The 26082-nt window shown below is 75.0% G+C and carries 26 protein-coding genes and 1 pseudogene; 17 read left to right on the top strand and 10 right to left on the bottom strand.

What is annotated here, in order from left to right; genetic code table 11:
* The first annotated feature begins 2 nt into the window (after positions 1–2).
* Together MUU72_RS24030 and MUU72_RS24025 are read left to right on the top strand one after the other, a co-directional pair.
* Positions 3–941 carry a LysR family transcriptional regulator gene (locus tag MUU72_RS24030; RefSeq protein WP_248015458.1) on the top strand — a complete coding sequence of 313 codons (939 nt, stop codon included), beginning with the start codon at positions 3–5 and terminating at the stop codon, positions 939–941.
* A gap of 48 nt (positions 942–989) precedes the next feature.
* A complete protein-coding gene (locus tag MUU72_RS24025; protein WP_248015457.1) occupies positions 990–1982 on the top strand; it encodes a TAXI family TRAP transporter solute-binding subunit in 993 nt (330 codons plus the stop codon).
* Between the two features lie 250 nt (positions 1983–2232).
* Here the strand turns inward: MUU72_RS24025 and MUU72_RS24020 are convergent, their stop codons facing one another.
* Positions 2233–3645, bottom strand: coding sequence for a sensor histidine kinase (locus tag MUU72_RS24020; protein WP_248015456.1), 1413 nt, complete (start codon positions 3643–3645; stop codon positions 2233–2235).
* A gap of 15 nt (positions 3646–3660) precedes the next feature.
* The gene (locus MUU72_RS24015) at positions 3661–4419 is read right to left on the bottom strand and encodes a response regulator transcription factor (protein ID WP_248015455.1); all 759 of its coding nucleotides are present in this window, start codon (positions 4417–4419) and stop codon (positions 3661–3663) included.
* A 280-nt stretch (positions 4420–4699) separates the two neighbouring features.
* On the opposite strand from MUU72_RS24015, the gene MUU72_RS24010 reads away from it, so the two are divergent.
* The 8 genes from MUU72_RS24010 (at position 4700) to MUU72_RS23980 (ending at position 11389) form a co-directional block, all read left to right on the top strand.
* Complete coding sequence (locus MUU72_RS24010; RefSeq protein ID WP_282504527.1) at positions 4700–5485, top strand: amino acid ABC transporter ATP-binding protein; 786 nt, start codon at positions 4700–4702, stop codon at positions 5483–5485.
* Positions 5486–5541: 56 nt separating this feature from the next.
* The gene (locus tag MUU72_RS24005; RefSeq protein ID WP_248015454.1) at positions 5542–6453 is read left to right on the top strand and encodes a glutamate ABC transporter substrate-binding protein; all 912 of its coding nucleotides are present in this window, start codon (positions 5542–5544) and stop codon (positions 6451–6453) included.
* Between the two features lie 119 nt (positions 6454–6572).
* Positions 6573–7220 carry an amino acid ABC transporter permease gene (locus MUU72_RS24000; protein ID WP_248015453.1) on the top strand — a complete coding sequence of 216 codons (648 nt, stop codon included), beginning with the start codon at positions 6573–6575 and terminating at the stop codon, positions 7218–7220.
* Positions 7221–7311: 91 nt separating this feature from the next.
* Positions 7312–8247 (top strand): amino acid ABC transporter permease, encoded by a 936-nt coding sequence (locus MUU72_RS23995; RefSeq protein WP_248015452.1) that lies wholly within the window; start codon positions 7312–7314, stop codon positions 8245–8247.
* A gap of 184 nt (positions 8248–8431) precedes the next feature.
* Complete coding sequence (locus MUU72_RS23990) at positions 8432–10294, top strand: FAD-dependent monooxygenase (protein WP_248015451.1); 1863 nt, start codon at positions 8432–8434, stop codon at positions 10292–10294.
* On the top strand, positions 10287–10373 hold the full coding sequence (locus MUU72_RS35920; RefSeq protein ID WP_372503251.1) for a putative leader peptide: 87 nt from the start codon (positions 10287–10289) through the stop codon (positions 10371–10373). Before MUU72_RS23990 ends, MUU72_RS35920 begins: the two co-directional genes overlap by 8 nt.
* Before the next feature lie 99 nt (positions 10374–10472).
* Positions 10473–11012 carry a cupin domain-containing protein gene (locus MUU72_RS23985; protein WP_372503249.1) on the top strand — a complete coding sequence of 180 codons (540 nt, stop codon included), beginning with the start codon at positions 10473–10475 and terminating at the stop codon, positions 11010–11012.
* A complete protein-coding gene (locus MUU72_RS23980; RefSeq protein WP_248015450.1) occupies positions 11012–11389 on the top strand; it encodes a rhodanese-like domain-containing protein in 378 nt (125 codons plus the stop codon). Before MUU72_RS23985 ends, MUU72_RS23980 begins: the two co-directional genes overlap by 1 nt.
* A gap of 80 nt (positions 11390–11469) precedes the next feature.
* On the opposite strand, the gene recX is transcribed toward MUU72_RS23980, so the two are convergent.
* From recX to MUU72_RS23960, 4 genes are all read right to left on the bottom strand, one after another.
* Positions 11470–12147: a recombination regulator RecX gene (gene recX / locus MUU72_RS23975; protein ID WP_248015449.1), complete on the bottom strand. Its 678-nt coding sequence runs from the start codon at positions 12145–12147 to the stop codon at positions 11470–11472.
* A gap of 7 nt (positions 12148–12154) precedes the next feature.
* The gene (recA, locus tag MUU72_RS23970) at positions 12155–13276 is read right to left on the bottom strand and encodes a recombinase RecA (protein ID WP_248015448.1); all 1122 of its coding nucleotides are present in this window, start codon (positions 13274–13276) and stop codon (positions 12155–12157) included.
* Between the two features lie 185 nt (positions 13277–13461).
* Positions 13462–14652, bottom strand: a complete 1191-nt coding sequence (locus MUU72_RS23965) for an AI-2E family transporter (RefSeq protein ID WP_282504539.1) — start codon at positions 14650–14652, stop codon at positions 13462–13464.
* Between the two features lie 135 nt (positions 14653–14787).
* Entirely contained in the window at positions 14788–14982 is a 195-nt protein-coding gene (locus MUU72_RS23960) for a DUF3046 domain-containing protein (RefSeq protein WP_248015446.1), read from the bottom strand.
* Between the two features lie 312 nt (positions 14983–15294).
* Between MUU72_RS23960 and MUU72_RS23955 the strand changes: the two genes are divergently transcribed.
* The 6 genes and pseudogenes from MUU72_RS23955 to MUU72_RS35670 form a co-directional block, all read left to right on the top strand.
* Entirely contained in the window at positions 15295–15864 is a 570-nt protein-coding gene (locus MUU72_RS23955) for a DUF6542 domain-containing protein (RefSeq protein WP_248015445.1), read from the top strand.
* On the top strand, positions 15857–17488 hold the full coding sequence (locus MUU72_RS23950; protein WP_248015444.1) for an LCP family protein: 1632 nt from the start codon (positions 15857–15859) through the stop codon (positions 17486–17488). Before MUU72_RS23955 ends, MUU72_RS23950 begins: the two co-directional genes overlap by 8 nt.
* A gap of 140 nt (positions 17489–17628) precedes the next feature.
* The gene (locus tag MUU72_RS23945) at positions 17629–18018 is read left to right on the top strand and encodes an ArsR/SmtB family transcription factor (RefSeq protein WP_248015443.1); all 390 of its coding nucleotides are present in this window, start codon (positions 17629–17631) and stop codon (positions 18016–18018) included.
* Positions 18019–18246: 228 nt separating this feature from the next.
* Positions 18247–18825 carry a TerD family protein gene (locus MUU72_RS23940; protein WP_248015442.1) on the top strand — a complete coding sequence of 193 codons (579 nt, stop codon included), beginning with the start codon at positions 18247–18249 and terminating at the stop codon, positions 18823–18825.
* Between the two features lie 75 nt (positions 18826–18900).
* Entirely contained in the window at positions 18901–19584 is a 684-nt protein-coding gene (locus MUU72_RS23935; RefSeq protein WP_248015441.1) for a lysozyme family protein, read from the top strand.
* 169 nt (positions 19585–19753) lie between these two features.
* Positions 19754–20317: pseudogene (locus MUU72_RS35670) on the top strand (TerD family protein); the annotation flags it as partial.
* 679 nt (positions 20318–20996) lie between these two features.
* Here the strand turns inward: MUU72_RS35670 and MUU72_RS23925 are convergent.
* Entirely contained in the window at positions 20997–22412 is a 1416-nt protein-coding gene (locus MUU72_RS23925; protein ID WP_248015440.1) for a hypothetical protein, read from the bottom strand.
* 518 nt (positions 22413–22930) lie between these two features.
* On the opposite strand from MUU72_RS23925, the gene MUU72_RS23920 reads away from it, so the two are divergent.
* Positions 22931–23854 carry a hypothetical protein gene (locus MUU72_RS23920; protein WP_248015439.1) on the top strand — a complete coding sequence of 308 codons (924 nt, stop codon included), beginning with the start codon at positions 22931–22933 and terminating at the stop codon, positions 23852–23854.
* Positions 23855–23897: 43 nt separating this feature from the next.
* Here the strand turns inward: MUU72_RS23920 and MUU72_RS23915 are convergent, their stop codons facing one another.
* The 3 genes from MUU72_RS23915 to MUU72_RS23905 all read right to left on the bottom strand — a co-directional run bounded on the left by MUU72_RS23915 (position 23898) and on the right by MUU72_RS23905 (position 26010).
* Positions 23898–24206 carry an AzlD domain-containing protein gene (locus MUU72_RS23915; protein WP_248015438.1) on the bottom strand — a complete coding sequence of 103 codons (309 nt, stop codon included), beginning with the start codon at positions 24204–24206 and terminating at the stop codon, positions 23898–23900.
* Positions 24203–24904 (bottom strand): AzlC family ABC transporter permease, encoded by a 702-nt coding sequence (locus MUU72_RS23910; protein ID WP_248015491.1) that lies wholly within the window; start codon positions 24902–24904, stop codon positions 24203–24205. The genes MUU72_RS23915 and MUU72_RS23910 overlap by 4 nt, the downstream gene beginning before the upstream one ends.
* A gap of 215 nt (positions 24905–25119) precedes the next feature.
* The gene (locus MUU72_RS23905; RefSeq protein ID WP_248015437.1) at positions 25120–26010 is read right to left on the bottom strand and encodes an AraC family transcriptional regulator; all 891 of its coding nucleotides are present in this window, start codon (positions 26008–26010) and stop codon (positions 25120–25122) included.
* Positions 26011–26082 lie beyond the last annotated feature (72 nt).

Raw genomic sequence — 26082 nt, 5'->3', positions numbered from 1 at the left:
TTATGGAACTCCGGCAGTTGCAGTACTTCGTCGCGGTGGTGGAGGAGGGCGGCTTCACCCGGGCCGCGGCCCGGCTCCACCTGGCGCAGCCCGGGATCAGCGCCCAGGTGCGGCAGCTCGAACGGGAGCTGGGCCAGCCGCTGCTGGACCGGTCCGGCCGGTCGGTGACGCCGACCGAGGTGGGCGCGGCCGTGCTCCCGTACGCCCGGGCCGCGCTGGCCGCCGTGGCGGGCGTGGCGCAGACCGCGGCGGAGTTCACCGGGCTGCTGCGCGGCCAGGTCACCCTGGGGCTGGTCGCCGGGGCCGCCCCGGCGCGGGAGGAGCAGGTGGCGGCCCTGCTGGCGGACTTCCACGACGCCCATCCGCAGGTCGGTATCGCGCTCACCGAGGACAGTTCGGAGCACATGCTGGCCGCGCTGCGGTCCGGCGAGCTGGACGTGGCGCTGCTGGGCACCCCGGACGCGGAGCCGCCGGCCGGTCTGGCGTTTCAGATCGTCGCCGACGAGCCGCTGGTGGCGGCGGTGGCCCCGGACAGTCCGCTGGCGGCGGCCGCGGAGGGCGGGCGGCTGCCGCTGGCCGCGCTGCGCGGCCGGCCGCTGATCAGCCTGCCGCGCGGGACGGGCACCCGCGCGGCGCTGGAACGGGCCTGTGCCGCCGCGGGGTTCCGGCCGCTGATCGCGTTCGAGGCGGCCGCGCCGCAGCTGCTCGCGCGACTCGCGGCCCGCGGGCTGGGGGTGGCGGTGGTGCCGGCGGGCGCCGCGGCGGAGGCCGGCGGGCTGCGGACGCTGGAGTTCGGCGGGGTCCGGCCGCGGGCCCGGATCGCGCTGGCCTGGCGGGCGGAGGGGCCGGCCGGTCCGGCCGCCCGGGCCCTGCTGGCCCGGCTGCGGGAGTCCCTGGGGACGGCCCCCCGGCCCGGTGGCCGTCCAGCTGCCGAGACGTGACCTTCCGGGCCCTCCCGCCGGGGCGTCCCGGCTGGCAGGATCCCGCCCATGGCGACCCTCCCCCGTTCCGGCCCGCGCCGGGCGCTGACCGCGGCGGCCGCGGTGCTGGCCCTGCTGGGGCTGGTGCTGTGGTTCGTGCGGCCGGGCGCACCGGCGCCGCCCCGGGGGCGGGTACCGCTGGCCACCGGTGTGCCGACCGGGGTGTACGCGCGCTACGGGGAACTGCTGAAGGCCGATCTCGCGCGGGATCTGCCGGGGGTGGACCTGCGGCTGCTGCGCAGCGAGGGCTCGATCGACAACCTGCGCCAACTGGCCTCCGGGCGGGCCGCGTTCACCATCGCCACGGCGGACTCGGTGGCCGACTACCGGACCCGGCGGGAGCCCGGAGCGGACCGGCTGCGGGCCTGCGCGCGGCTCTACGACGACTACATGCAGCTGGTGGTGCCCCGGGGGGCCGAGGTGGCTTCGACCCGCGATCTGCGGGGGCTGCGGGTGGGGGTCGGCGCGGACGGTTCGGGCGTGCAGCTGATCACCCGGCGGCTGCTGGCGGCGGCCGGCCTCGACTTCGACCGGGACATCGTCCCGGTGCGGGTGGGCATCGACCGGATGCCGGACATGCTGGAGCACGGCCGCCTGGACGCGTTCTTCTGGTCGGGCGGGCTGCCGACGCTGGCGGTGCAGCAGCTGGCGCGCCGCTACCCGGTGCGGCTGGTGCAGCTGGGGGATCTGATTCCGGCGCTGCACCGGCAGGGTGAGCGGACCCGTTACTACCGGGCCGCGGTGATGCCCGCGGACGCCTATCCCGGGGTCCAGGACGGGCAGGCGGTGAAGACCATCGCGGTGGCCAATCTGCTGGTGACCACGGACCGGGAGGACGCCGCGCTGACGTTCGGGATCACCCGGTCGGTCATCCGGAGCCGGGACGCGATCGGGCACGAGGTGCACGCGGCGCAGAACGTGGACCTGCGGACCGCGGTGTTCACCGATCCGCTGCCGCTGCACAAGGGGGCGCGGGACTACTACGTGTCGGTCAAGCAGTGAGCGGCCGGCACGGGTCGGTGCAATCGCCGTGCGCGCCGCGGGTGCGGGCCGCGGCCGGATCCTGACGCCGCGGTCCCGGCCGGGCGGGTGGCGCCCGGCACGTGCCCGGCCGGGCGCCGCCCGCGTGCTCGGGGCCGGCGTCATGCCGGCGTCATGATTCATGGTCGGTGCAATGCGGGCGATTGCACTCGGTGCAATCCGGGCGCGGGCCGCCGGCAGCCGGCCGCGGCCCGCCGCCCACCGCCCGCCGTCAGGGCGCGGTGCGCGGGACCGAGACGGTGACCTCCAGGCCGTGCGGGGGGTGCGGCGCGTAGGCGATGGTGGCGCCGCCGGCGGCGAGCAGGGCACGGGTGATCGACAGGCCGAGGCCGGAGCCGGAGACGTTCTGGTGGCGGCCGCTGCGCCAGAACCGGTCGCCGATCCGGGCCAGTTCGTCCTCGGTCAGGCCGGGGCCGCGGTCGGCGACGGTGATGGTGACACGTTCCCCGTCGGGGGCCACCGCGACCGTCACCGGCTCTCCGGCCGGGGTGAACTTCAGCGCGTTGTCGACGACCGCGTCCAGGGCGCTGGAGAGCGCGACCGGGTCGGCCCAGCCGGTCACCGCGGGCCGGCCCGCGTAGCCGAGCCGGACGCCCTTGTCCTCGGCGAGCGGGCGCCAGGCGTCGACGCGTTCGGCGGCCAGCGCGGCGATGTCGGTGAGCTGGAGGTCGGCGGCGGAGTGCTCGGCGAGCGCCAGGTCCAGGAGGTCGTCCAGGACCCGGGCCAGCCGCTTGCCCTCGGTACGCACCGAGGCGATCTCGGCGCTGCCCTCGGGGAGTTCCAGGGCCAGCAGCTCGATCCGCAGCAGCAGCGCGGAGAGCGGGTTGCGCAGCTGGTGGGAGGCGTCGGCGACGAACGCGCGCTGCTGCTCCAAAACGTCCTCGACGTGGTCGGCCATCTCGTTGAACGAGCGGGCCAGCCGCCGGAGTTCGGGCGGCCCGGCGGTGGCGGCGACCCGGGCGTTCATCCGGCCGGTGGCGATGTCGTGGCTGGCGGCGTCCAGGACGCGCACCGGCCGCAGCACCCACCCGGTGAGCCGGAACGCCGCGGCGACCGCGACCAGCATGGCCGCGCACTCCCCCGCCGCGATCGTCAGCCACCCGTGCAGGATCCGCGCCCGCATCCGCCCGGTGGGCGAGTCGGTGACGACCACCGCGACCACGTCGCCGTCCCGGATCACCGGTGAGGCGACCGGGACCCGGCCGGTGTCGTCCCACGGCCAGATCTGCGGCGGGTCGTGGCTGCGGCGGCCGGCCAGCGCCTCGCTGAACGCCCGCGCGCCCTCCCCGTCCCCGGGCACCGCCAGGTCCGCGGGGGCCGCGGCCATAGGGGTGCGGTCGCGGTAGAAGACACCGGCCCGGATGCCGTACAGCGCGTGGTAGCGCAGGAGTTCGGAGCGGAGGGTGGCCAGCCGCTCGTCCTCCTCGGGGGTCTTGCCGCCGGCGGCGCTGGGGCGGGCGGTGACGAACTGGGCGAGCGAGGCGAACCGCGCGGCGTCGTCGATCCGGTCGACCACCACCTTCTGCTGCTCCACCCCGGCGGTGATCACTGCCAGCGGGACGCCGAGCGCCAGCAGCACACCGGCCATCAGGACGATGAGGAGCGGGAGGAGGCGGGTGCGCACGGCCCGGGGCAGCCGTCAGGGGGCGGCCGGGCGGGCGCCCGCGGCCGGGCCCGCGGCCGGCACGACCAGGCGGTAGCCGACCCCGCGGACCGTCTCGATCAGCGCCGGCATCCGCAGCTTGGCGCGGAGCGAGGCGATGTGCACCTCCAGGGTGCGGCCGGTGCCCTCCCAGCTCGTCCGCCACACCTCACTGATGATCTGCTCCCGGCGGAAGACCACCCCGGGGCGCTGCGCGAGCAGGGCGAGCAGGTCGAACTCCTTGCGGGTGAGCGGGACCGCGGCACCGTCCACCACCACCTGACGGGTGGGGAGTTCGATGGCGAGCGGGCCGAGCCGGAGGGGTTCGCGGGGGCCGCCGTCGTCGGGGGGCTGCTCGGTGCCGCCGGCCGGTCCGGCCGGGGCCCCGGTGGCGGTGCGCCGGCTCACCGCGTGGATCCGGGCGAGGAGCTCACCGGTGTCGTAGGGCTTGACGACGTAGTCGTCGGCGCCGAGGTTGAGGCCGTGTATCCGGGAGCGGACGTCGGCGCGCGCGGTGACCATGATGACCGGCGTGGCCGAGACCTTGCGGATCCGGCCGCACACCTCGAAGCCGTCCTGGTCGGGCAGGCCGAGGTCGAGCAGCACCACCGCGAACGGCTCGGCGTCGTCGGGCAGCAGGGCCTGTAGCGCCTCCCCGCCGCTGCGGGCGTGCACGACGGTCAGGCCGTGCCGGGCCAGCACCGCGGACAGCGCCGCGGCGACGTGGTCATCGTCCTCGACGAGCAGCAGTCTCATCCGGCCCTCCTCCCGGTGCGCTTACGGGCCACAGGGCATCTACGGCGATGGGCGGCCCGCCCGTCAAGGGGCGGCCCCCTCCGGACCGCGATCCGTTACCCAGCCGGTACGCCGCCGGGACACGGACGGTGACCGCGGCGCGGCCGGGCCGCACCGGTCTTCACCCCGTGTGTCCGTTTGCGGCCGGATCGTTATGCTCAATTCTCCCTCAGATGTAATGACGCTGGTCGCGGGGCGTCATTAGGGTCCTCCCAACCGAGGAGGACGGAGCTGTACGCCGATGAGCGAAGTACCGGTGACCGAGAACGCCGGGGGTGCCGCGCCCGCGGGGGACCCGTTGGTCGTGCTGGACAAGGTGAACAAGCACTTCGGCGCGCTGCACGTGCTCCAGGACATCAACCTGACGATCCGGCGCGGTGAGGTGGTGGTGGTGATCGGCCCCTCCGGGTCCGGCAAGTCCACCCTCTGCCGCACGATCAACCGCCTGGAGACCATAGACACCGGCACCATCGCCATCGACGGCAAGCCGCTGCCGCAGGAGGGCCGCGAACTGGCCCGGCTGCGCGCCGATGTGGGCATGGTGTTCCAGTCCTTCAACCTCTTCGCGCACAAGACGGTGCTGGAGAACGTGATGCTGGGCCAGACCAAGGTCCGCAGGACGGAGAAGGCGGCCGCGGAGAAGAAGGCCCGCACGCTGCTCGACCGGGTCGGCGTCGGCGCCCAGGCGGAGAAGTACCCCGCCCAGCTCTCCGGCGGCCAGCAGCAGCGGGTGGCGATCGCCCGCGCGCTGGCGATGGACCCGAAGGTGATGCTCTTCGACGAGCCGACCTCGGCGCTGGACCCGGAGATGATCAACGAGGTGCTGGAGGTCATGCAGCAGCTCGCCCGGGAGGGCATGACCATGGTCGTGGTCACCCACGAGATGGGGTTCGCCCGCTCCGCGGCGAACCGGGTCGTCTTCATGGCGGACGGCAAGATCATCGAAGAGGCCGAGCCGACGCAGTTCTTCGACAACCCGCGCAGCGACCGGGCGAAGGACTTCCTGTCGAAGATCCTCCACCACTGAGGCCGCGGTTGGGCCACCATGATTGCCAACACCGCCTGATTCAAAGGATGTTCACCATGAGGATGCGTAAGACGGCTGCGGCGGGCGCGGTGGTGCTCGCGCTGGCGGCGACGGCGACCGCGTGCGGGGGCCAGTCCGGTACGGCGGGCGACAAGCAGCCCGGCGCCGAGGTCTTCAGCGGCACGTACCCGGTCGCCAAGGACGTGAAGATCGACTCGGCGACGCTGAAGAAGGCGCAGAAGGCCGGTCAGATCACCATCGGCGTCAAGGCCGACCAGCCGTTCCTCGGTTTCAAGGACCCGGCGACCAACAAGTACTCCGGTTTCGACATCGAGGTCGCCAAGATGATCGCGGCCGACCTCGGCTTCTCCGAGAAGCAGATCAAGTTCGACACCATCGACTCCAACATCCGCGAGACCACCATCTCCAAGGGTCAGGTCGACTACTACGTCGGTACGTACACCATCAACGACGAGCGCAAGAAGCAGGTCGGCTTCGCGGGCCCGTACTACACCGCCGGCGCCGACCTGCTGGTCCGCAAGGACGACAAGGCCATCACCGGGCCGGACGCCCTCAAGGGCAAGAAGGTCTGCTCGATCGTCGGCTCCACCCCGCTCCAGGAGATCAAGAAGCCCAAGTACGGCGCGGTCACCACGGAGCTGTCGAAGTACTCGGACTGCGTGAAGTCCCTGCTGGACGGGTCGGTCGACGCGGTCACCACCGACGACGCGATCCTCAAGGGCTACGCCGCCCAGCGCCCCGAGAAGCTGCGGGTCGTCGGCAAGCCCTTCACCAAGGAGCCCTACGGCGTCGGCATGAACAAGGACGACAAGGCCCTGCGCGACGCGATCACCACCGCGCTGGAGAACCACATCAAGAACGGCGACTACAAGAAGGCGTACGAGGGCACGCTCGGCAAGTCCGGCTCCCCGTACGTCGCGCCGGAGACGCCGCTGCCGCGCTACTAGGCGCAGCGCACCCACCGGACAGCGCCGCCCCGTACGCCCGCCGCGGCGGGTGTACGGGGCGCGCCGTCTTCCGCCCGCCGCCATCCCGCCGCCGACCCGACCGCTACCGCGGAGACCCCATGAACGTACTCCTCGATTACCTGCCCGAGTTCCGGGACGGGTTCCTCGGAACCCTGGCGATCACCGTGTCCAGCGCCCTGCTCGCGCTGGTGCTCGGCGTGCTCATAGCCGGTTTCCGGGTCTCGCCGGTCCCGCCGCTGCGCGCCTTCGGCACGGCCTGGGTGACGGTGCTGCGCAACACGCCGCTGACGCTGCTCTTCCTGGTCGCGTTCTTCGTCGTGCCGCAGATCCTCTTCCAGGGCGCCAGCCCGTACGTCCTGGGGACGCTGGCGCTCGGCTTCTACACCTCCTCGTTCGTGTGCGAGGCGGTGCGGGCCGGTATCACCACCGTGCCGCTGGGGCAGGCGGAGGCGGCCCGCAGCCTGGGCATGACCTTCGCCCAGACCCTGCGGATGGTCGTCCTGCCGCAGGCGACCCGGACCGTGATCCCGCCGCTGAGCAGCATCATCATCGCGCTCACCAAGAACTCCGCGATCGCCGGCGCGTTCGGCTACGGCGAGCTGTTCAACGTCTCCAAGCTGCTCAACGACAAGGGCTACGCGATCGCCTGGATCTTCCTGTGGACGGCGCTGGCCTACCTCGTCATCACCTTCTCGATCAGCGGCCTGTTCCGGCTGGTGGAGCGCCGGCTGGGGGTCGCCCGGTGAACGCACACGACGGCCGGAACACCAGGAACGACACGGACCGAAGGGCGCCGTCGCCGCGCACCGGCGGGGCGGGACGAAGCGAGGTAAGGGCATGAGTGGTGCGAGCGTCCTCTACGACGTGCCGGGGCCGAGGGCGAAGGCCCGCAACCGCGTCTACAGCGTGGTCGGCGTCCTGGCAGTGCTGGGGCTGGTCGCCTTCGCGGTCCTGCGGCTGAACGCCAAGGGCCAGCTGGACCCGGCGGTCTGGCAGATCTTCAACTACGCCGGGGTCCGCACCGGCATCCGCGACGGCGTCCTGGCGACCCTCCAGGTCTTCGCGGTGGCCGGTGTGCTGTCGCTGGTCCTGGGCCTGCTGCTGGCGGTGGCCCGGCTCTCCGACCACAAGCCGGTCCGCTGGTTCGCCACCGGATTCATCGAGCTGTTCCGCGCGGTCCCGCTGCTGATCACCATCTACGCCCTGTGGGTCATCCTGCTGAGCAACCGGGACGCGCTGGGCCTGTCCGGCAGCCAGCCGCAGTTCTGGGCGCTGGTCGCGGGGCTGACGGTCTACAACGGTTCGGTGCAGGCCGAAGTGCTGCGGGCCGGCATCAACGCCGTCCCCAAGGGCCAGCGGGAAGCCGCGTACGCGCTGGGCATGAGCAAGACGCAGGTCATGACCACCGTGCTGATCCCGCAGGCGGTCCGGGCGATGCTGCCGACGATCATCAGCCAGCTGGTGGTGACCCTGAAGGACACCTCGCTCGGCTACATCGTCACCTACGAGGAACTCCTCTACACCGCCCGCCTGATGAGCACCAACATCATCGTGAACGGGAACGACACCTACATCCCGGTGATCATCGTCATCGGCAGCATCTACGTGGCGATGTGCCTGGCGCTGTCCGGCCTGGCCAACTGGATCGAGCGGCGCGGGCGGCGGACCCGGACCGGCATCGGGGTGGCCGCGGCCGCCGAGCCGGTGGCGGCCGCCGGCGCCACGGACGCCGCGGGCCCGGCCTCGGAGGCCCCGGCCCCCGCGAAGGACTGACGGGACGCCGGCCGCGCGCGGCCGGAAGCGGACCGTGACGGAGGCGGTGGCAACGGCGCCACCGCCTCCGTCACTTGACGAGGGCCGCCGCAGTGGGTTGCATACGCTGTGTGATCACGCACCGGCCGCCCACCGCCCGTTCCCGCACGTCCCGTACGTACCGCCGGATCCAGGGAGCCGCCCCGTGGAGCCGGTGATCGTGGTGGGGGCCGGCCCGGTCGGCCTCACCCTCGCCCTCGCCCTGACCCGCCACGCGGTCCCGGTCGTGGTCCTCGACGAGACCGGCGGCCAGGAGGAGCCCCGGCTCGCGCGGACCGTCGTGCTGCGCCCGGACACCGCGGCGTTCGCGGCCCGGCTCGGCTGCGCGGAGGCCCTGGAGAGCGCCGGCGCCCGCTGGTCGGCCTGGCGCACCATGCGCCGCCGCCGGCTGCTGGAACGGGTCGCCTTCACCGGCTGCGGCACCGGCGGCGCGGACCGGGAGGGGCCTGCCGCGCCCGCGCCCCCGGTGCACCTCCCGCAACACGCGCTGACCGGCGCGCTGCGTGCCGCGCTGGCCGGCGAACCGCTCGCCCAGGTCGTCACCGGCAGCCGGCTGGCCGCCGTCGAACAGGACGCCAAGGGCGTCAGCGCGCAGACCCGGGGCGCCAACGGCACGTGGTGGCGCGGGAGTTATCTCGTCGGCTGCGACGGCCCGCGGTCCACCGTCCGCAAACTGCTCGACATCCGCTTCCCGGGCCGCACCGCCGTCGAACGGCACGCGGTGGCCGCGCTGCGCACCGAACTCCCCTGGCCGGGCGAGGCGCTGCTGCACCGTTCGCCGGCCCGGAACGGCGGCGGCCGGGTCAGCGAGGTGTCCGCCCGCCCGCTGCCCGGCGGGGTGTGGCGGCTGGACTGGCTGCTGCCGCCGGGGCGCGAGCTGGTGACCCCGGACGCGCTGGTGGCCCGGATCCGCGACTCGCTGGCCGGCTGGGCGGCGGAGGCGGACGCCCCCGGCAGCGGCGACGGCGGGGCCGCGGGCGGGCCCGGGCCCACCGGCCTGGTGCCGCCCTACGACCTGCTCGACACCGGCGTCCACACCGTCCACCACCGGCTGGCCCGGACCTGGCGGCGGGGGCGGGCCTTCCTCGCCGGGGACGCCGCCCATCTGCTGGGCGCGCTGGGCACCCAGGGGCTGGACGAGGGTCTGCGGGATGCCGGGAACCTCGCCTGGAAGCTGGGCCTGGCCTGGCACCACGGCGCCACCGAGACCCTGCTGGACAGCTACCAGGCCGAGCGGCGGGGCGCGGTCGCCGCCCGGCTGCGGGCCGCCGACTCGGCGCTGCCGCTGCTGCGGGACGGCGCCGCGGTGCGCTGGCGGACGGTGCTGCCGGGCGCGGCGCGCGGCCGCAGCACCCTGCTGACCGACGGGCACCTGGGCCGCGGCCCGCTCGGCGCGGCCCCGTCCTATCCGCGGACGCCGCTGGCGGTGCCGCCCGGGCTGCCCGGGGAGGTGGCGGTCGGGACGGCTCCGGGGGCGCCGGTGGCGGACGTTCCGGTCACCGCGTCCGACGGCGCATCGGTGGGGCTGCGGGACCGGCTCGGGCGGGGGCTGCTGGTGGTCCTGGTGGCCCCCGGCACCGGCGTCTGGGACCGGCGGCACTGGCAGTCGGCGGGCCTGATGCCCCGGCTGACCGAGGCGGCCGCCGCGCTGCCGATGCCGGCCGAGGTGCTGGTCGCCGAGGCGTATCCGGGCGCCGCCGCGCACACCGTGCTGGTGGTGCGCCCGGACGGCCATCTGGTCGCCGCGCTCGGCGGGGTCCGCCCGGACGGGCTGACCGCGTGCGCGGAGGCGGTGCGCGGCGGGGTGCCCGGGGCGGACGGCGCGGCGGGCCCGGCGGCCCCGGTGGGCCCGGCGGACCCGGCGGACGGCGCGGCGGATCAGGCGGCCGCGGCGCCCCCGGGGGACGGTGCCCGGCCGGCCGGCCCGTCCGCTCCCGGGGCTCCCGTCGCGCTCCCCCACCCGGTTGACCCTCCGGGAAGCTCCGTGCTTCACTCCGAGAGTGACTGATCACAGCTCGCGATTCTGGCGGAGGGTCCACCTGGACCTGCTCCGCTATGCGGGTTGCATGTGTCGTCCGTTCTGCTGATCCCGCCCGCCGCGGCCTGACCGCGGCGGTTCTCCCGCGCGGCCACGCTCCGGTCCCTCCGGCGGCCGCGCCTCCGCACGATCACTCAGGACGGTTCCCGTGCCCGAAGCAGTCACCCCTGTGCGCCCGCGTGCCGCCGCGCACGACGGCGGTCCCAGCGCCGCCGAACTCCTCGCCTTCGCCCGCCGCACCGCCGCCGACCGGGCCCTGGTCGCCGCGCTCCCCCTCGATCCCGAAGGCCGTACCTGGATCCGGCTGGACGGCCCCGGCGGCAGTGAGGCATGGCTGATCGGCTGGCCGCCCGGTACCGGCACCGGGTGGCACGACCACGGCGGTTCGCGCGGCGCCTTCGCGGCGGCCGCCGGCGAGCTGACCGAGCAGTCGCTGGCCGCCGCGATCCCCACCGAGGGCTGGAAGACCCTGGAGCTGGCCGACGGTGTCGACCGGGAGCGCCGGCTCCGCGACGGCCGCGGCCGGGCGTTCGGCCCGCACCATGTGCACCAGGTGCTCAACCTCTCCCCCGACACCCACGCGGTGTCGGTGCACGCCTACTACCCGCCGCTGCCACTGATGCGGCGGTACAGCCGGAACGGGGCAGTACTGCGCCTGGAAGAGGTCGAACGTCCGGAGGAGTGGTGATGAGCGCGGTCGACGAACTGCTGGCACGGGCCCGGCAGGGGCTGACCCGGGTGGGCCCGGCGGAGGCAGCGGCGGTCCGGGAGTCCGGCGGGCTGCTGGTGGACATCCGCTACGCCCGGCTGCGGGAGCGGGACGGCACCATCCCCGGTGCGCTGATCGTGGAACGCAACGAGCTGGAGTGGCGCCTCGACCCGACCGGCGACCACCGCCTCCCCGAGGCCACGCACCACGATCTCCCGGTCGTGGTGGTCTGCAACGAGGGCTACGCCTCCAGCCTCGCCGCGGTCTCCCTGCACGACCTCGGCCTCCACCGCGCAACGGACCTGATCGGCGGCTTCCAAGCCTGGCGAGCAGCGGGCCTCCCGGTCGAACGGTGACCGGCCGGGGGGCGGCCGGCGGGGGCCGCCCGGTCTTGCGGGGCGGGTGCTCTGGGGTCCGTGCGGTACGGGGCGGGTGGTCAGGCGTCGGGTAGGTGCTGGTCCAGGAGTTCCGGGTCCTCGCCTTCCTCGGCGAGGGCCTGGCGGACCACGCGCAGCGCGAGGCCCTCCGGGTAGCCCTTGCGGGCCAGCATGCCGGCCAGCCGGCGGAGCCGCTTGTCGCGGTCCAGGCCGCGGGTGGCGCGGAGCTTGCGATCGACCAGCTCCCGGGCGGTGGTCTCCTCCTGGGCCGGATCGAGACGGCCGACGGCCTCGTCGATCAGGGCGGAGTCCACGCCCTTGGTGCGCAGCTCCCGGGCCAGGGCGCGGCGGGCCAGGCCCCGGCCGTGGTGCCGGGACTCGACCCAGGCACCGGCGAACGCCGCGTCGTCGATCAGCCCGACGTCCTCGAAGCGGGCGAGCACCTCCTTGGCGGCCTCCTCGGGGATGCCCCGCTCCCGCAGGGCGTCGGCGAGCTGCTTGCGGGTCCGCGGACTCCCGGTGAGCAGGCGCAGGCAGATCGCCCGCGCCTGCTCCTCGGGCGTACGCGGCGGTCCCGACCCGGCCCTCGACGGACCGGAACCACCGCCGTCCCTGGCTGCGGCGCCGTCCCTGCGGGCGGCGCCGCCCGTCCGGCCACTACGGTGCTCGGCGTCGCCGGCCGCACCGGCTCCGCCCGGCCGGTCCGCGCTGTCCGGCCAGTCCGTTCGCCGTGTCATACCGGGGTCAGCTCTTGGCCGCCGTGGCCTTGGCGCCCTTGGCGGTCTTGGTCGCCGCCGCCGGTGCGGCCTTGGCCGGGGCCTCCGCCGGACCGGCCGCGTCCGCGCCCGGCTCCGCCGCGGGGTCCGCCGGCCGCACGCCGATGCCCAGCTTCTCCTTGATCTTCTTCTCGACCTCGTTGGCGAGGTCGGGGTTGTCCTTGAGGAAGTTGCGGGCGTTCTCCTTGCCCTGGCCGAGCTGGTCGCCCTCGTAGGTGTACCAGGCGCCGGACTTGCGGATGAAGCCGTGCTCGACGCCCATGTCGATCAGGCCGCCCTCGCGGCTGATGCCCTGGCCGTAGAGGATGTCGAACTCGGCCTGCTTGAAGGGCGGCGCGACCTTGTTCTTGACGACCTTGCAGCGGGTGCGGTTGCCGACCGCCTCGGTGCCGTCCTTGAGCGTCTCGATCCGGCGGATGTCGATCCGGACCGAGGCGTAGAACTTCAGCGCGCGGCCACCGGTCGTGGTCTCCGGGGAGCCGAACATCACGCCGATCTTCTCGCGGAGCTGGTTGATGAAGATCGCGGTGGTCTTGGACTGGTTGAGCGCGCTGGTGATCTTGCGCAGGGCCTGGCTCATCAGACGGGCCTGGAGGCCGACGTGGGAGTCGCCCATCTCGCCCTCGATCTCGGCCCGCGGCACCAGGGCGGCCACGGAGTCGATCACGATGAGGTCCAGGGCCCCGGAGCGGACCAGCATGTCGACGATCTCCAGGGCCTGCTCGCCGTTGTCCGGCTGGGACAGGATGAGGTTGTCGATGTCGACGCCGAGCTTCTTGGCGTACTCGGGGTCGAGGGCGTGCTCGGCGTCCACGAACGCGACCTGGCCGCCGGCCTTCTGGGCGTTGGCCACCGCGTGCAGGGTCAGGGTGGTCTTACCGGAGGACTCCGGTCCGTAGATCTCCACGACCCGGCCGCGCGGCAGGCCGCCGACGCCGAGGGCGACGTCGAGGGCGGTCGAGCCGGTCGGGATGACCTCGATGGGCTCCTTGGACCGCTCGCCCATGCGCATGACCGCGCCCTTGCCGAATTGCCGTTCAATCTGTGCGAGCGCGGCGTCCAGCGCCTTCTCGCGGTCGGTGCCTGCCATGGGTTCCACCCGGTTTGCTTGAGTCGATCGCTTCACGTCCATGACGCTAACGCCTGCCACTGACAATGCGCCCGGACCCGGCTCCGGCCTGTGGATAACTCCGCGCCCGGCCCGGGATTCCGCCGGGACCGGAAGCCGCGTCAGGCGGCCGGTTTCCCCATAAGAATGGATGTTCGATTTTGGTGTCAAGCCGCCCCGCCCGGGGTGGCACCCCGCTCCGCGTCCGGTCCGGCGTCCGCCGCCGCGCCCGGGTCGGCGCCCGGATCCTCGCCCGAGCCGGCCCCCGGGTCCGCACCCGCCTCCGGCGCCGCCGCCCGCCGCCCGGACCGCGGCCGCACCCGCGGGTCGTCGGTGACCTCGTACCGCTTGACGTACGCGCCCAGGAACGCCTGGAGGGTCGCGGTCGCCGGGATGGCGATCAGCGCGCCGACCGCGCCCATCAGCGCCGTGCCGGCGATCACCGACCCGAAGGCGACGGCCGGGTGGATGTCCACGGTCCGGGCGGTGATCCGGGGCTGGAGGAGGTAGTTCTCGAACTGCTGGTAGATCACGACGAAGCCGAAGACCCACAGCGCGTACCAGGGATCGACGGTGAAGGCGATCAGGATGGGCAGCGCGCCCGCCAGGTACGTGCCGATCGTCGGGACGAACTGCGAGATCAGGCCGACCCACATACCGAGCGCCGGGGCGTACGGCACGCCCAGGATCTCCAGCAGGACGTAGTGCGCGACCCCGGAGATCAGCGCCATCAGCCCGCGGGAGTAGAGGTAGCCGCCGGTCTTGGCGACCGCGATCTCCCAGGCGCGCAGCACCTCGGTCTGCCGGCGGGGCGGCAGCACCGAGCACAGCGCCCGCCGCAGCCGGGGCCCGTCGGCGGCGAAGTAGAACGAGAACAGCGCGACCGTGAGGAGGTTGAACAGCCCGCCGAGCACCTGCGCGGAGACCGCCAGGACGTTGTTGGCGCTGTCCTGGACGTACTTCTGGAGCCAGTCGGAGTTCAGCAGGTTGTTCTGCACCTGCACCCGGGAGAGGTGGGTGTGGAAGGTGCTGTTGATCCAGCTGATCACGGAGTCCAGGTACTGCGGGAACTCCTCGACCATGGTGGCGATCTGGCCGGCCAGCATCGACCCCAGCAGGGTGACGAAGCCGACCGAGCCGATCAGGATCGCCAGGAAGACCAGGCCGGTGGCCAGCCCGCGCCGCATGCCCCGGCCGGCCATCCAGTCGACGGCCGGCTCGACGGCGAGCGCCAGGAAGAACGCGATGAGCACGTTCAGCAGCAGGCCGATCAGCTGGTGGAAGCCCCAGGTGGCGAGCTGGAAGCAGGCCACCAGGGCGAGCGCGAGGACCATGGCGCGGGGCAGCCAGCGCGGCATCCGCTCCCCGCCCCACCCGCCGGTGCGGGCCCGGGGCGGCTCGCCGGAGCGGGGGCCGTCGTGGCTGGTGATCTCATCTGTCACGGACACGCTGCCAAGTGTCGCGCACCGCGCCGGCAGCCGGCCCCGCCCCGTTCACCGCTTGTCCTGCGGCACCTCCATGACCTTGCAGACCACCCGCCACACCTCTTTGGCGCTCCACCCGGCGGCCAGCGCCTCGTGGACGGTGCGGCCGCCGAGTTCGGACATCACGTGGTCGCGGGCGAAGGAATCGGCGTAGGCCGCGCCGAAGTGGTCCGCCATCCGCTCCCAGAACACCGTCAACCGCATGATTCCCGCCTCGCACCCGCTCCGGCCTGCACTGTCCCCGGCCTCCCGGCGTCCCGCGTGCGCGCGGAGTGCCTCTGAGCCCACCCCCTTCATACCGCCGGCGCCGGACCGTTGGCCAGCGAGGACGGGCGGCCGCCCGGCGCCGCGCCGGCCCGGCCGCCCCGCCCACACTTGCTAGATTGCGCAATCAAGCAGTCGAATATGAAACCGGTTCGGCCCGTCCGTCGTCTTCCCGGCCGGAACCGCCCTCTTCTGCGCCCGCGCAGGAGCCCCCGCGACCGCCCCGCCGGTCCGGCCGTCCGAAGGATGTCGATGACAGGTCAGCGCACCGAAGCGCCCTACGGGTACGACGGCCCGGCGCGGGATCCGGCGCGGGGGTCCCGCCGGGTCCCGGCCCCGCGGCGGGGCGCGGACCGGCATGCCGCCGCGGACGCGCCCGGGGCCTCCCCCCGGGCCGGCGCGCGGCCGGGCCGGGTCCGGGGGCGCCGGGCGGGCCGGGCCGCCCTGGTGGCGCTCGTGGTGGCGGTCGCGGGCGCGGTGGCCGGGACGGCCCTCGGCGGGCGCCCGGGCTGGGCCTTCGCGGTGACCGCGGCGCTCGGCGCGGCGCTGGCGGCGAAGACCTGCACCCGGGCCGGCGCCTGGTGGCTGATATCGGCGCCCCCGCTGGTGGTGGCGGTGGCCACCGTGGCGTGCGAGCAGGTGGCGGGCACCACCACCGTCCAGGGCAAGGGCCTGGCGACGGCGGCGGTGCGCTGGGCCGTGGACGGGTTCCCGGCCATGGCGGCGGCGGAGGCGGTGCTGATCGCGGTGCTGGCCGTCCGGCGTGTACGGGCGGGCCGGTACGGCGGCCGGAAGCGGAGCGGGAGGAACAGCGGTGCGTGACGAGCGGAGCCTTGACGGGGCGGAGCCCGAGGGGGCCGGGGGACGTGGCGGCCGGAACGCGCGCCACCGGCCGGACCGGGCCGGCGCCACCGGGCGGAGCGGCCGGCGCCGCTCCCCCCTGGTCGTCGCCGGGCGGACCGCGCTCGCCCTCTCCTCGGCGCTGGTCCTCCTGGCCAGCGGGGTGTCGTGGGCCGCGTACAACTGGGTGAGCAGCGGGCTGAACACCTCCGACGCGCTCAGCGCCATCGGCGGCAAGGACGCGCCCAAGCACCTGGACAACTCCGTCAACCTGCTGCTGATCGGCCTGGATTCGCGCAAGGACATGAACGGCAACGACCTGCCGCGGGAGTTCGTCCGGGACCAGCTGCACGCCGGGTCCAGCGACATCGGGTACTACAACACCAACACCCTGATCCTGATGCACATTCCGGCCGACGGCGGGAAGGTCACCGCGTTCTCCGTCCCGCGCGACGACTACGTGCAGACCTTCAACGGGGACGGCACCTCCCAGGGGCACTTCAAGATCAAGGAGGCGTACGGCAACGCCTACACGGTCGCCCACGACAAGCTCTCCGCCCAAGGGGTCAAGGGGGCCGACCTGGAGAGCCGGAGCCGGGAGGCCGGCCGGGAGGCGACGCTGGCGACGGTGCAGAACTTCCTCCAGGTGCCGATCGACCACTTCGCCGAGGTCAACCTGCTGGGCTTCTACGACATCGCCAAGGTGCTCCAGCCGATCGAGGTCTGCCTCAAGCACCCGGTCAAGGACCGCTATTCGGGCGCCGACTTCCCCGCCGGCCACCAGCAGCTCAACCCCAAGCAGGCACTCGCCTTCGTCCGGCAGCGGCACGGCCTGGACGGCGGCGACCTGGACCGCACCCACCGCCAGCAGGCGTTCATCTCGTCGGTGACCCACAAGCTGAAGAGCGAGGGGGTGTTCGGCGACCTGGGCAAGCTCCAGGGGCTGTTCGACGTGGTGAAGAAGGACCTGGTCATCGACAGCAAGTTCGACGTGCTCGACTTCGCGCAGCAGGCCACCAACCTGACCGGCGGGAACGTGGTGTTCCACACCCTGCCGATCGCCGGGTTCGCCACCCGCAACCGGGAGTCGGTCAACCTCGTGGACGTGCCGAAGATCCGGTCCCTGGTGCAGGCCCTGATCGGCGGCACGTCCGGCTCTCCGGGCGGCCCGGACAGCGCCGCCCCGTCGCCGACCGCCAAGGCCGCCCCGGCGACGGTGGACGTCCTCAACGGCTCGGGGAAGACGGGCGCCGCGGCCGACGAGCTCAAGGCGCTGACCGCGCTGGGCTACACCGCGGGGCGCACCGCCAACGCCGCGCCCCGGCAGCACACCACCGTCCTGTACGGCGCCGGCGCCCAGGAGGCCGCGCGGCAGCTCGCCGGCCGGCTGGGCACCGCCGCGCCGGCCTCCTCGGCCTCGGTGCCCGCGGGCCGCGTCCAGGTCGTCCTCGGCACGGACTTCACCGCACCGCCCGCCACCGAGGCGCCCGCGGCACCGGAGACGTCGACGGCGCCGGCCACCAAGGGCGGCGCGCCCTCGCCGGTGCCGTCCGACGCGTTCGCCGGCGACTCCGTGAAGGAGGGCGGCATCCCCTGCGTCAACTGACGCCCGCGCCGCCCCCGCCGACCCCTTCTGCCGCCGCCCCGGCGCTCTCCTGGACCGCGTCCGCGGCGGCGGCCGTACGGGGGCGGGGGTGCGCCGCCTAGACTGGGCCGCCTCGGGGGCCAGCAACGGGGAGAGCCGCAGTGGTGAGAAGCGTCGGGAGTGCGGGCGAGGGTGCGGCGGGCGATCCGTCCGCGGAGGTGCTGGCCGAGGCGGCCGCGGTGTTCGGCCTGCTGGCCTCGCCCCCGCGGCTGCACATCGTCTGGGCCCTGGCCCAGGGCGAGAGCGACGTCAGCGGCCTGGCCGAACGGGTCGGCGGCGCCCTGCCCGCGGTCAGCCAGCACCTGTCCAAACTCAAGCTCGCCGGACTCGTCCGCTCCCGCCGCGAAGGCCGCCGGGTGGTCTACTTCGTCGACGACCCCGACACCGTCACCGTCATGCGCACCCTCCTCGACCAGCTCACCGCCCGCGCCACCGGCCCCGCACCGGCCCGCCGGCGCGGTCTGGGCGGCCTCCGCGGCTTCGGCGCCTGAGGCCCCGTCCCGTCCCGCCCGCCGGGGCCGGGCCGAAGTCCCCGGCCTCCGGGGCCGCTCCGGTCCCCGCCTCTCTTCCGCCCGCTCGGTGCGGTCCCCTACCGTGCGCGGGAGACCGGCACCCGTAAACACTTCAGATATTGCGCAACCATGGAACCTCGAACGGGTTCCGCGCGTTGTCAAGGACGACGGCACAGACAGGATTCACGGACTGCTGGAGGGTTTTTCATGGGTGTGTCCCTGTCCAAGGGCGGCAACGTCTCGCTCAGCAAGGAGGCCCCGGGCCTCAGCGCGGTGACCATCGGCCTGGGCTGGGCCGTCCGCACCACCACCGGAGCCGACTACGACCTGGACGCCTCCGCCCTGATGTGCGCGCCGTCCGGCAAGGTCCTCTCCGACCAGCACTTCGTCTTCTTCAACAACCTCACCAGCCCGGACGGTTCGGTGGTGCACTCCGGTGACAACCTCACCGGCGGCAGCCACGGCGACGACGAGCAGATCCAGGTCGACCTGGCCGCGGTCCCGGCCGAGGTCTCCACGATCGTCTTCCCGGTGTCCATCTACGAGGCGGAGCAGCGCGGCCAGAGCTTCGGCCAGGTCCGCGACGCCTTCATCCGGGTGGTCAACCAAGCCGACGACCGGGAGATCGCGCGCTACGACCTCACCGAGGACGCGTCCACGGAGACCGCGATGGTCTTCGGCGAGGTCTACCGGCACGGCGGGGAGTGGAAGTTCCGCGCCATCGGCCAGGGTTACGCCTCCGGGCTGCACGGTATCGCCCAGGATTTCGGGGTCAACGTCGGCTGAACGGCGGCGTGGTGGACGGCGGGCCGGCGGGGCCTTCCCCGGCCGGCCCGCGGCGCACGCCCGAAGGAGCGCGCAATGGCGGAATCCCGGGTGCGGTGGCGGTGGCTGGTGCTGCCGGGCGCCGCGCTGGCCCTGTGGGCGATGACGCATACGGGGCGGCACGGGCCCGCCCCGGAGGCCGCGCCGGCCCCGTCCACCGCACCATCGGCCGCACCGGGCGCCGGCCCGTCGGCGTCCCCCGGCGGCTCCGGCGCCGCGACGCGGCCCGGCGGGGCGTACGACCCGGCCGACTGCGCCCCCGCGGTGCGCCGGTACGCGGCGGCGGCCGGCGTCCGCCCCCAGCTGCTGATGGCGATCCTCTACAACGAGGCGTACAAACCGCACGACCCGGCGCTGGAGCGGGCCTGGCAGCGCTACAAGCCCGATGCCGCCTTCGGCATCGCCAACATGCACCGGGCCGCCTTCGACGAGGTCAAGCGCGGCCGGGACTTCGCCGGCCGGAAGTGGGAGGAGCTGCCCGACGACCGGGACCTGGCAATCGAGGCGGCCGCCTGGTACCTGCACGACCTGGACCGCCGGCTGCCCGCGCGGTGGCCGGGCGGGTACGGCCGGGACGAGCTGCTGGCGCTCGGCTACAACACCGGCGCGGGCAATATGCTCGCCTTCGCCCGGGGCACCACCCCGGGGAGCCAAGCGCGTTCCTATCTGGACACCCTGCACGGCAACTGGTCGCGGGCCGGGCGGGCCGTCGGGCGGTGACCGGGCCGTCAAGGCCGCGTCGAAACGACCGCTCCGCGCGCCGTTCGGGCCGTTCTGACGGCAGCTCAGCCGCATACTTCAATCATTGCGCAAGGCGGGGAACCTTGCCGTTTTCCTCGGCGTTGTAGCCGACGGACGCCGGATGCCGGGAACGATTGGGAGGAAGCTCATGGGCGTGGCCCTGACCAAGGGCGGCAATGTGTCGCTCAGCAAACAGGCCCCAGGTCTGACCGCCGTCAGGGTGGGGCTGGGCTGGCAGGTGGGAGCCGTCGCGGGCACCGCCCACGACCTCGACGCCAGCGCGCTGCTGTGCGGCGAGTCCGGCAGGGTCCTCTCCGACCGGCACTTCGTCTTCTTCAACAACCTCACCAGCCCGGACGGCTCGGTGCGGCACTCCGGCGGCCGCCCCACCGGCGAGGACGACGAGCAGATCGAGGTGGATCTGGCCGCGGTCCCGCCGGAGGTCACCAAGATCGTCTTTCCGGTCTCCCTCTACGAGGCCGAGCAGCGCGGCCACGACTTCGGCCAGCTCCGCAGCGCCTACATCCGCGTGGTCGACCAGGCCGGCGGCGCCGAGCTGGCCCGTTTCGACCTCGCCGGCCAGGCCGCCGCCGAGACCGCGATGGTCTTCGGCGAGCTGTACCGCCACGGCACGGACTGGAAGTTCCGCGCGATCGGCCAGGGTTACGCCTCCGGTCTCGCCGGCATCGCCCAGGACTACGGCGTCGACGTGCTGCGCCCGGAGCCGGCCCCCGCGGCCGCGCCGGTGCCGCCCGCCCAGCCCGTCCCCGCAGCCCCCGCAGCTCCCGCCGGGCCCTCCGCCCCGCCGGCGCCGCCCACGCCCACGGTGACGTCCGTGGCCGTGGCACCGGCCGGCGGAAGGGAGCCGTCCGTGCCGGGTCCCGCCCCCACCAGCTCACCGCAACCGACAGGAAGTTCCGACATGACCTGCTTCTTCGACCCCAGCCACGGCCCCGGGATGACGCCCGTGATGTGGTCCCCGCAGTGGGGCGTGCCGCGCCAGGTGCAGACCTGCGGCGGCTGCGCCCAGCGGGTGCAGACCACCACCCCGCCCTTCTACACCCCGGCCCAGGCCGGCTACCCGCAGCCCGCGCAGGCCGGCTACCCCCAGCAGGCGCAGGCCGGTTACCCCCAGCAGGGCTACCCGCAGCAGCCGGACCACCACCAGCAGGGCGGCGGCCGGCGCTTCGGCACCGGCGCGCTGATCGGTGCCGGTGCAGCCGGCCTGGTCGGCGGCGCGCTGCTGAACGAGGCGTTCAGCGACGACGAGCCCGAGGTGATCGTCAACAACTACTACGAGGGCGACGAGTACGAGTGACCCGCCGCGCGGCGCGCCGACGCCGCGCGCTGCCCGGCCGGCCCCCGCCGGGGCGGCCGGGCACCGTTCCCCGTCACCGGGGCGCGATCCGCACCACGCCGGTCACCGTGCCCTGCCACCACACCCCGCCGGGCGTGGCGTTGCCCGCCATCTGGAGCGTGTCGAAGAGGAAGCCGGTCCCCAGGTGGCGGCGGCCCGCGACCCGGCCGGTCTCCGCGTCCACGGCCAGGAAGTCGTAGCGGTCCAGGATGCCGGTGCGCGAGGGGTCCAGGACTCCGGTGCGCTCCACGGTGTAGAGCGTGCCGTCCGCGACCGAGAGCTTGGGCACGGCGGCCGAGCGGATCCGGGCGTCCCAGCGGACCGCGCAGCCCCCGCCGTCCGGGTCGAGGTCGATGCGGGTCAGACCGCCGGTGAACGGCGCCTTCGCCGGGTCGGCGGGTCCGGCGCCGTCCGGTACGGCCGGGTAGGGGTAGCCGTAGGTGCTCGCCACGTAGACGCTGGTGCCCGCCCCGATGGGCGAGTTCTCGGTGCCGCTCCCGTCGGGGTCGAGGACCGGGATCCGGCAGACGGTGCGGTTGTCCTCGGTGGAGACCACGAGGAGGTGCTCCTGCGGGGCGGCGTTGTCGGTGATCGCGAGGTACTCCGAGCCGCTGCGCGGGCCGAAGAACGTCGGCGTGGCCCCCGTACCGTGGCTGAGCTGCCCGGGCTTGCGGGCCGGCCCGCGGTCGTACGCCCGCCGCCACACCACCCGCGGCACACCGTCCGCCCCCGCCCGCAGCAGGTACAGCGCGTGGTCGGTGGTGACCGCGGTGCCCTCGGGGGCGGTGGACAGGGAGTTGGCCACGGCTTCCCCGAGGTCCGCGGTGCGGACCGTCTTCGCGGCGGTGTCCACCGTGCCCACCAGGCCGCGCCCGGTGGCGAACCACACCCGGCCCCGCCAGTCCGGGGAGAGCCCGACGACGCTGTCCCCGGGTGCCACCGCCCCGGTCAGCGGGGTCCGTTCGACGACGTGCAGCCGCCAGGCGCCGGCCGCCGTCCGGGTGTGCGCGATGCGCAGCAGGTCGCCGGAGCCGTCGGCGACGACCAGCCGGTCCCGTTCGTCCAGGTAGCTGTAGATGCCGCCCAGCACGCTCGACTTGGCCAGCGTCAGCTCGGTCAGCGAGGCACCGGTGGCCGGGTCGAGCAGGTGGACGTGCGGGGCCCGGTCGAAGATGCCGGTGCACACGGCCACCGGATAGCCGTCCGAGCCCGCGAGCACCGTCGGGCAGGCCGCCTGGAGCGCGGTGCGGTGGACGGCCGCCGGGCCGGTCCCCGGGCCGCTGCGGGGCGTGGTGTCGGAGGACGCGGTGTCGCCGTGCATGGCTCCCGCCCCGCCCGCGGCGAGGTAGGGGTTGGCGGGCGGGGCCGCGGCCCGCGCGGGGCCCGCGGTGCCGAGGACGGCGGCCAGGGCGGCGGCGAGCGCGAGAACGCGGGTGCTGCGAGGGGGCATGGGGGCTCCGGAGGTCGGGTGAGTGGCGGGCGCGCGCCCGGGTCCGGGCGCGCGGGGCGCGGGCGCAACGGCGCGCCGCGGACACCGCACGGCCGGGCGGCGGGGCGGTCCGGGACACGGCCGGGCCCGGCCGCCCGGGAAGGCGGGCGGGACGCGGGCGCGGGAGCGGCCGGGCGCGGGTGGCCCGGCCGCCGTCCGGGACGGCGGACGCCGGGACGGCGGGCGTGCGGAAGGGGTGAACGGGGCGGGGTCAGCGGCCCGTTGGACGACATGCCGCGGACGCGAGCCGCGCGAGGTCCAGGAAGAGGCGCCGGGAGAGCGGGAGTTGACCCATCACGCGCGCATTGCAGCACGCCGGGAGGCGACCCGCAATCCCCGTCCCACCCCTGGAGACGCCCCGCGGGGCTCCCCGCCCCCGGGGAGGGGGCCCGTCAACCGGATGCCGTGAGGATCCCGCCCACGGAGGGCAGCGGGCCGCGAGCCGTGCCGGCGCGGGGTTTCGCCCCTACGGTCGGGCCATGGCCGAAAACGTAAGCCCCCCAGCGACCCCTCTGGCGCGTGCCGAGCGCTTCGTCTGGCTGACCGCCCGGGTGCTGGAGCAGCGGCTCTTCGCGTACCACTTCCTCGGCGGCGGCGCCGACCCGGTCGAGACCGCGCTCACCGCGTACCGCAACGACGACGACGGCTACGGCCACGCCCTGGAGCCCGATCTGCGCGGCCCGGTCAGCCAGCCGCTGCACACCGCGCTCGCGCTGCGGGTGCTGGACCGGCTCGGGCGGTGCGACGGCCGCCGGGTGGAGCGGATCTGCCGCTACCTGACCCGGGTCTCGACACCGGACGGCGCGCTTCCGGCGGTGCACCCGTCGTTGCGCGGCTACCCGGCCGCCCCCTGGCTCCCGGTGGCGGACGATCCGCCCAGCTCCCTGCTGACCACCGGCCCGGTGGTCGGCCTGCTGCACCGCAACCAGGTATGGCACGCCTGGCTGTTCCGGGCCACCGACTACTGCTGGGCGGCGGTGGAGTCCCTGGAGACCACCCACCCCTACGAGGCGGAGGCGGCGGTGGCGTTCCTGGACGGCGCCCCGGACCGGCCGCGGGCGGCCGCCGCGGCGCAGCGGCTGGGCCGGCTGGTGCGGGAGCAGCAGCTGGTGGTGCTGGACCCGGAGCGGGCGGCCGAGGCCCCGGTGGCGCCGGGGTACGCCCCCGGGGAGCACCACTTCGCCTACGACTACGCCGCCTCGCCCCGTTCCCTGGCCCGCGGCTGGTTCACCGACGCGGAGCTGGGCCGCGCCCTGGACCACCTCGCCGGGCTCCAGCGGGCGGACGGCGGCTGGCCCGTCAACTGGCGGCTCTGGGCGCCCGGTACGGAGCTGGAGAGCCGCCCGCGGGCCACGCTGGAGGCGCTGCTGACCCTGCGGGCGTACGGGCGGCCGCTGGGCTGAGGGCCGGTCCGCCCGCCGGTCCCGGGCGGACCGGCGGCGCGGTTCAGCCGCCCAGCGCCCGCACCCCCGCGGTGACCGCCACCGCCGCCGCGACGACCAGCAGGAACGGCGCGCGCAGCAGCAGCGCCACGATCGCGGCGGCGACCCCGGCGGCCTTGGCGTCGAGCAGCAGGTGGCGGCCGTCGCTGAAGGTCTGCTGGGCGGTGAGCGCGGCCAGCAGGGCCACCGGGAGCAGCGCCGCCAGCCGTTTGGCCAGGGGGCGCTCCAGGATGCCGGCGGGCGCCGACAGGCCGAGGAGCTTGACGAGGTAGCAGCCGGCGGCGGTGATGCCGATCGCGAGCCAGACGGTCATGCCCGGTCCTCCCCGGTGGTGTCGTGGCCCCCGGCCCGCGCCGGGGCGGGCGCCGGGCGCCGCCGCCCCTGGACGGCGAGGACGGCGGGGGCGGCCAGCGCGGCGAGCAGCACCGGCACGCCGGGCGGCAGGAGCGGCAGCGCGACCAGGAGCAGCAGGACCGCCAGACCGGCCGTGCAGCGCTCCACGGCGGTGCGCAGCATCGGTGCCAGCAGCGCCAGGAAGACCGCGGGCCCGGCCGCGTCCAGGCCCCAGGCGTCGGTGTCGCCGAGCGCCCCGGCGCCCAGGGCGCCGCCGAGGGTGGTGAGGTTCCACAGGACGTAGAGCGCCGCCCCGGTGACGGTGAAGCCGAGGCGGGCGCCGCGCCGGCCGCTCTGCGCCAGGGTGACCGCGGCGGTCTCGTCGATGACCCAGTGGGCGGCCAGCGGACGCACCGCGCCCCGGTAGCCGAGGACGGCGGAGAGCCGCAGCCCGTAGAAGGCGTTGCGCACGCCCAGGAAGAACGCCCCCGCGGCGGCGGTGAACGGGTTCCCGCCCGCGGCGAGCGCGCCCACCAGGGCGAACTGCGAGGCGCCGGTGAAGACCAGCAGGCTCATCGCGCAGGTCTGCCAGAGGGTGAGCCCGGCGCCGGCGGCGGTCACGCCGAAGGCGAAGCCGGAGAGCCCGACGGCGACGCCGACGCCCAGTGCGTCCCTGATGACGGCGGAGTCGGGGCGCTCCCCCGGGAGCGGCGTCGTGCGCTCCCCGGGGGCGGCGGCTCCCGTGGCGCCGCCCCCGGGGGCGGACGGTGCCGCGGGCAGCGCGCGGTGCGGCGGCCCGGCCGGGTGTGCGTGGTGTGTCTGTTCTCCCTGTTCTGCCACGGCCCGGACCCTAGGCGGGCGCGGCGGCGCGGTCTTGTACGTTCTTGCGCGCGCTACCGCGCCGCCTGCGGGCCCCCGGTGCCGGCCCCCGCGCGCTCCCGGCGGTAGGCGCCCGGCGGGACCCCGACGATCCGGGTGAAGTGCCGGTTCAGGTGCGGCTGGTCGGTGAAGCCGACCGCGACGGCCGTCTCGGCGGGCGGCGTCCCGGCCTCCAGGAGCCGCCGGGCGCGCCGCACCCGGGCGTCGGTGAGCCAGGTGTGCGGCGGCATGCCGTAGGCGTCCCGGAAGGCCCGCAGCAGCGCGAACGGGCCGGTGCCCAGCTGCCGGGCCAGCTCCTCCAGGCCGGGCGGATCGGCCATCCGCTCCTCCAGCACCTCGCGGGCCAGGGCGGCGGTGCGGGCCCCCGCCGCCCGGGGCGCGCGAGCGGGCAGTTGACCCCCGTGGCGGCGCAGCAGGCGGGCCACCGCGAGGCGCAGCAGGCTGTCGGCGGCCAGCGCGTTGCCGGCCTCGGCGGCCCCGTGGACGGCGGTGACCAGGCGGCTGCCGCCGGGGTCGTCGGCTGTGGTCCGCACGAAGCCCGCGGTGCCGCGCAGCCCGGTGGTCTCGCGGGCTATCGCGGCGATCAGCTCCGCCGAGGGGTAGAGCGTGGCGTAGGCCCAGCCCTCGGGCGTCCCGGCCCGCGCGCTGTGCGGCACCTCCGGGTTGATCATGACGAGGGAGCCGCGGCCGGCCCGGACGGCGCCGTCCCGCAGCCCCACCACCTCGATCCCGGAGGTCACCGCGCCGATCACGTAGCCGTCGTGAGCGTGCCGGGGGAAGGCGTGCCGGACGTAGCGGGCGCGCAGCAGGTCCAGGCCGGGCAGTCCGGGGTACCGCCAGTGGCGCGCCCATTCGCCGCGGGCCCGCGGCACGCTCCGCGCGCCGTCCGCGCTGATCATGGCCATGCCCCATTGTGCGTCCGCCCGAAGGGGCGGGAGGTGGGGCGTCCGCGGCGCGGACGCCCCCGGGCCGGCGGC

This window comes from Streptomyces rhizoryzae, from assembly GCF_023155275.1.
GTDB classification, from domain to species: Bacteria; Actinomycetota; Actinomycetes; order Streptomycetales; family Streptomycetaceae; genus Streptomyces; species Streptomyces rhizoryzae.
Note: the sequence above shows the minus strand (reverse complement) of the source record. Positions and strands in the feature narration are given on the sequence as shown.

What these genes read in the sequence shown, in the direction of transcription:
- MUU72_RS23915 (WP_248015438.1), bottom strand. Translation starts at nt 24,206, where the DNA reads ATGACCGTCTGGCTCGCGATCGGCATCACCGCCGCCGGCTGCTACCTC.
- MUU72_RS23955 (WP_248015445.1), top strand. Translation starts at nt 15,295, where the DNA reads ATGACAGGTCAGCGCACCGAAGCGCCCTACGGGTACGACGGCCCGGCG.
- MUU72_RS24025 (WP_248015457.1), top strand. Translation starts at nt 990, where the DNA reads ATGGCGACCCTCCCCCGTTCCGGCCCGCGCCGGGCGCTGACCGCGGCG.
- MUU72_RS24005 (WP_248015454.1), top strand. Translation starts at nt 5,542, where the DNA reads ATGAGGATGCGTAAGACGGCTGCGGCGGGCGCGGTGGTGCTCGCGCTG.
- MUU72_RS24030 (WP_248015458.1), top strand. Translation starts at nt 3, where the DNA reads ATGGAACTCCGGCAGTTGCAGTACTTCGTCGCGGTGGTGGAGGAGGGC.
- MUU72_RS24000 (WP_248015453.1), top strand. Translation starts at nt 6,573, where the DNA reads ATGAACGTACTCCTCGATTACCTGCCCGAGTTCCGGGACGGGTTCCTC.
- MUU72_RS23920 (WP_248015439.1), top strand. Translation starts at nt 22,931, where the DNA reads ATGGCCGAAAACGTAAGCCCCCCAGCGACCCCTCTGGCGCGTGCCGAG.
- MUU72_RS23980 (WP_248015450.1), top strand. Translation starts at nt 11,012, where the DNA reads ATGAGCGCGGTCGACGAACTGCTGGCACGGGCCCGGCAGGGGCTGACC.
- recA (WP_248015448.1), bottom strand. Translation starts at nt 13,276, where the DNA reads ATGGCAGGCACCGACCGCGAGAAGGCGCTGGACGCCGCGCTCGCACAG.
- MUU72_RS23935 (WP_248015441.1), top strand. Translation starts at nt 18,901, where the DNA reads ATGGCGGAATCCCGGGTGCGGTGGCGGTGGCTGGTGCTGCCGGGCGCC.
- MUU72_RS24015 (WP_248015455.1), bottom strand. Translation starts at nt 4,419, where the DNA reads ATGAGACTGCTGCTCGTCGAGGACGATGACCACGTCGCCGCGGCGCTG.
- MUU72_RS23960 (WP_248015446.1), bottom strand. Translation starts at nt 14,982, where the DNA reads ATGCGGTTGACGGTGTTCTGGGAGCGGATGGCGGACCACTTCGGCGCG.
- MUU72_RS23995 (WP_248015452.1), top strand. Translation starts at nt 7,312, where the DNA reads ATGAGTGGTGCGAGCGTCCTCTACGACGTGCCGGGGCCGAGGGCGAAG.
- MUU72_RS23965 (WP_282504539.1), bottom strand. Translation starts at nt 14,652, where the DNA reads ATGCCGCGCTGGCTGCCCCGCGCCATGGTCCTCGCGCTCGCCCTGGTG.
- MUU72_RS23925 (WP_248015440.1), bottom strand. Translation starts at nt 22,412, where the DNA reads ATGCCCCCTCGCAGCACCCGCGTTCTCGCGCTCGCCGCCGCCCTGGCC.
- MUU72_RS24010 (WP_282504527.1), top strand. Translation starts at nt 4,700, where the DNA reads ATGAGCGAAGTACCGGTGACCGAGAACGCCGGGGGTGCCGCGCCCGCG.
- MUU72_RS23905 (WP_248015437.1), bottom strand. Translation starts at nt 26,010, where the DNA reads ATGGCCATGATCAGCGCGGACGGCGCGCGGAGCGTGCCGCGGGCCCGC.
- MUU72_RS23940 (WP_248015442.1), top strand. Translation starts at nt 18,247, where the DNA reads ATGGGTGTGTCCCTGTCCAAGGGCGGCAACGTCTCGCTCAGCAAGGAG.
- recX (WP_248015449.1), bottom strand. Translation starts at nt 12,147, where the DNA reads ATGACACGGCGAACGGACTGGCCGGACAGCGCGGACCGGCCGGGCGGA.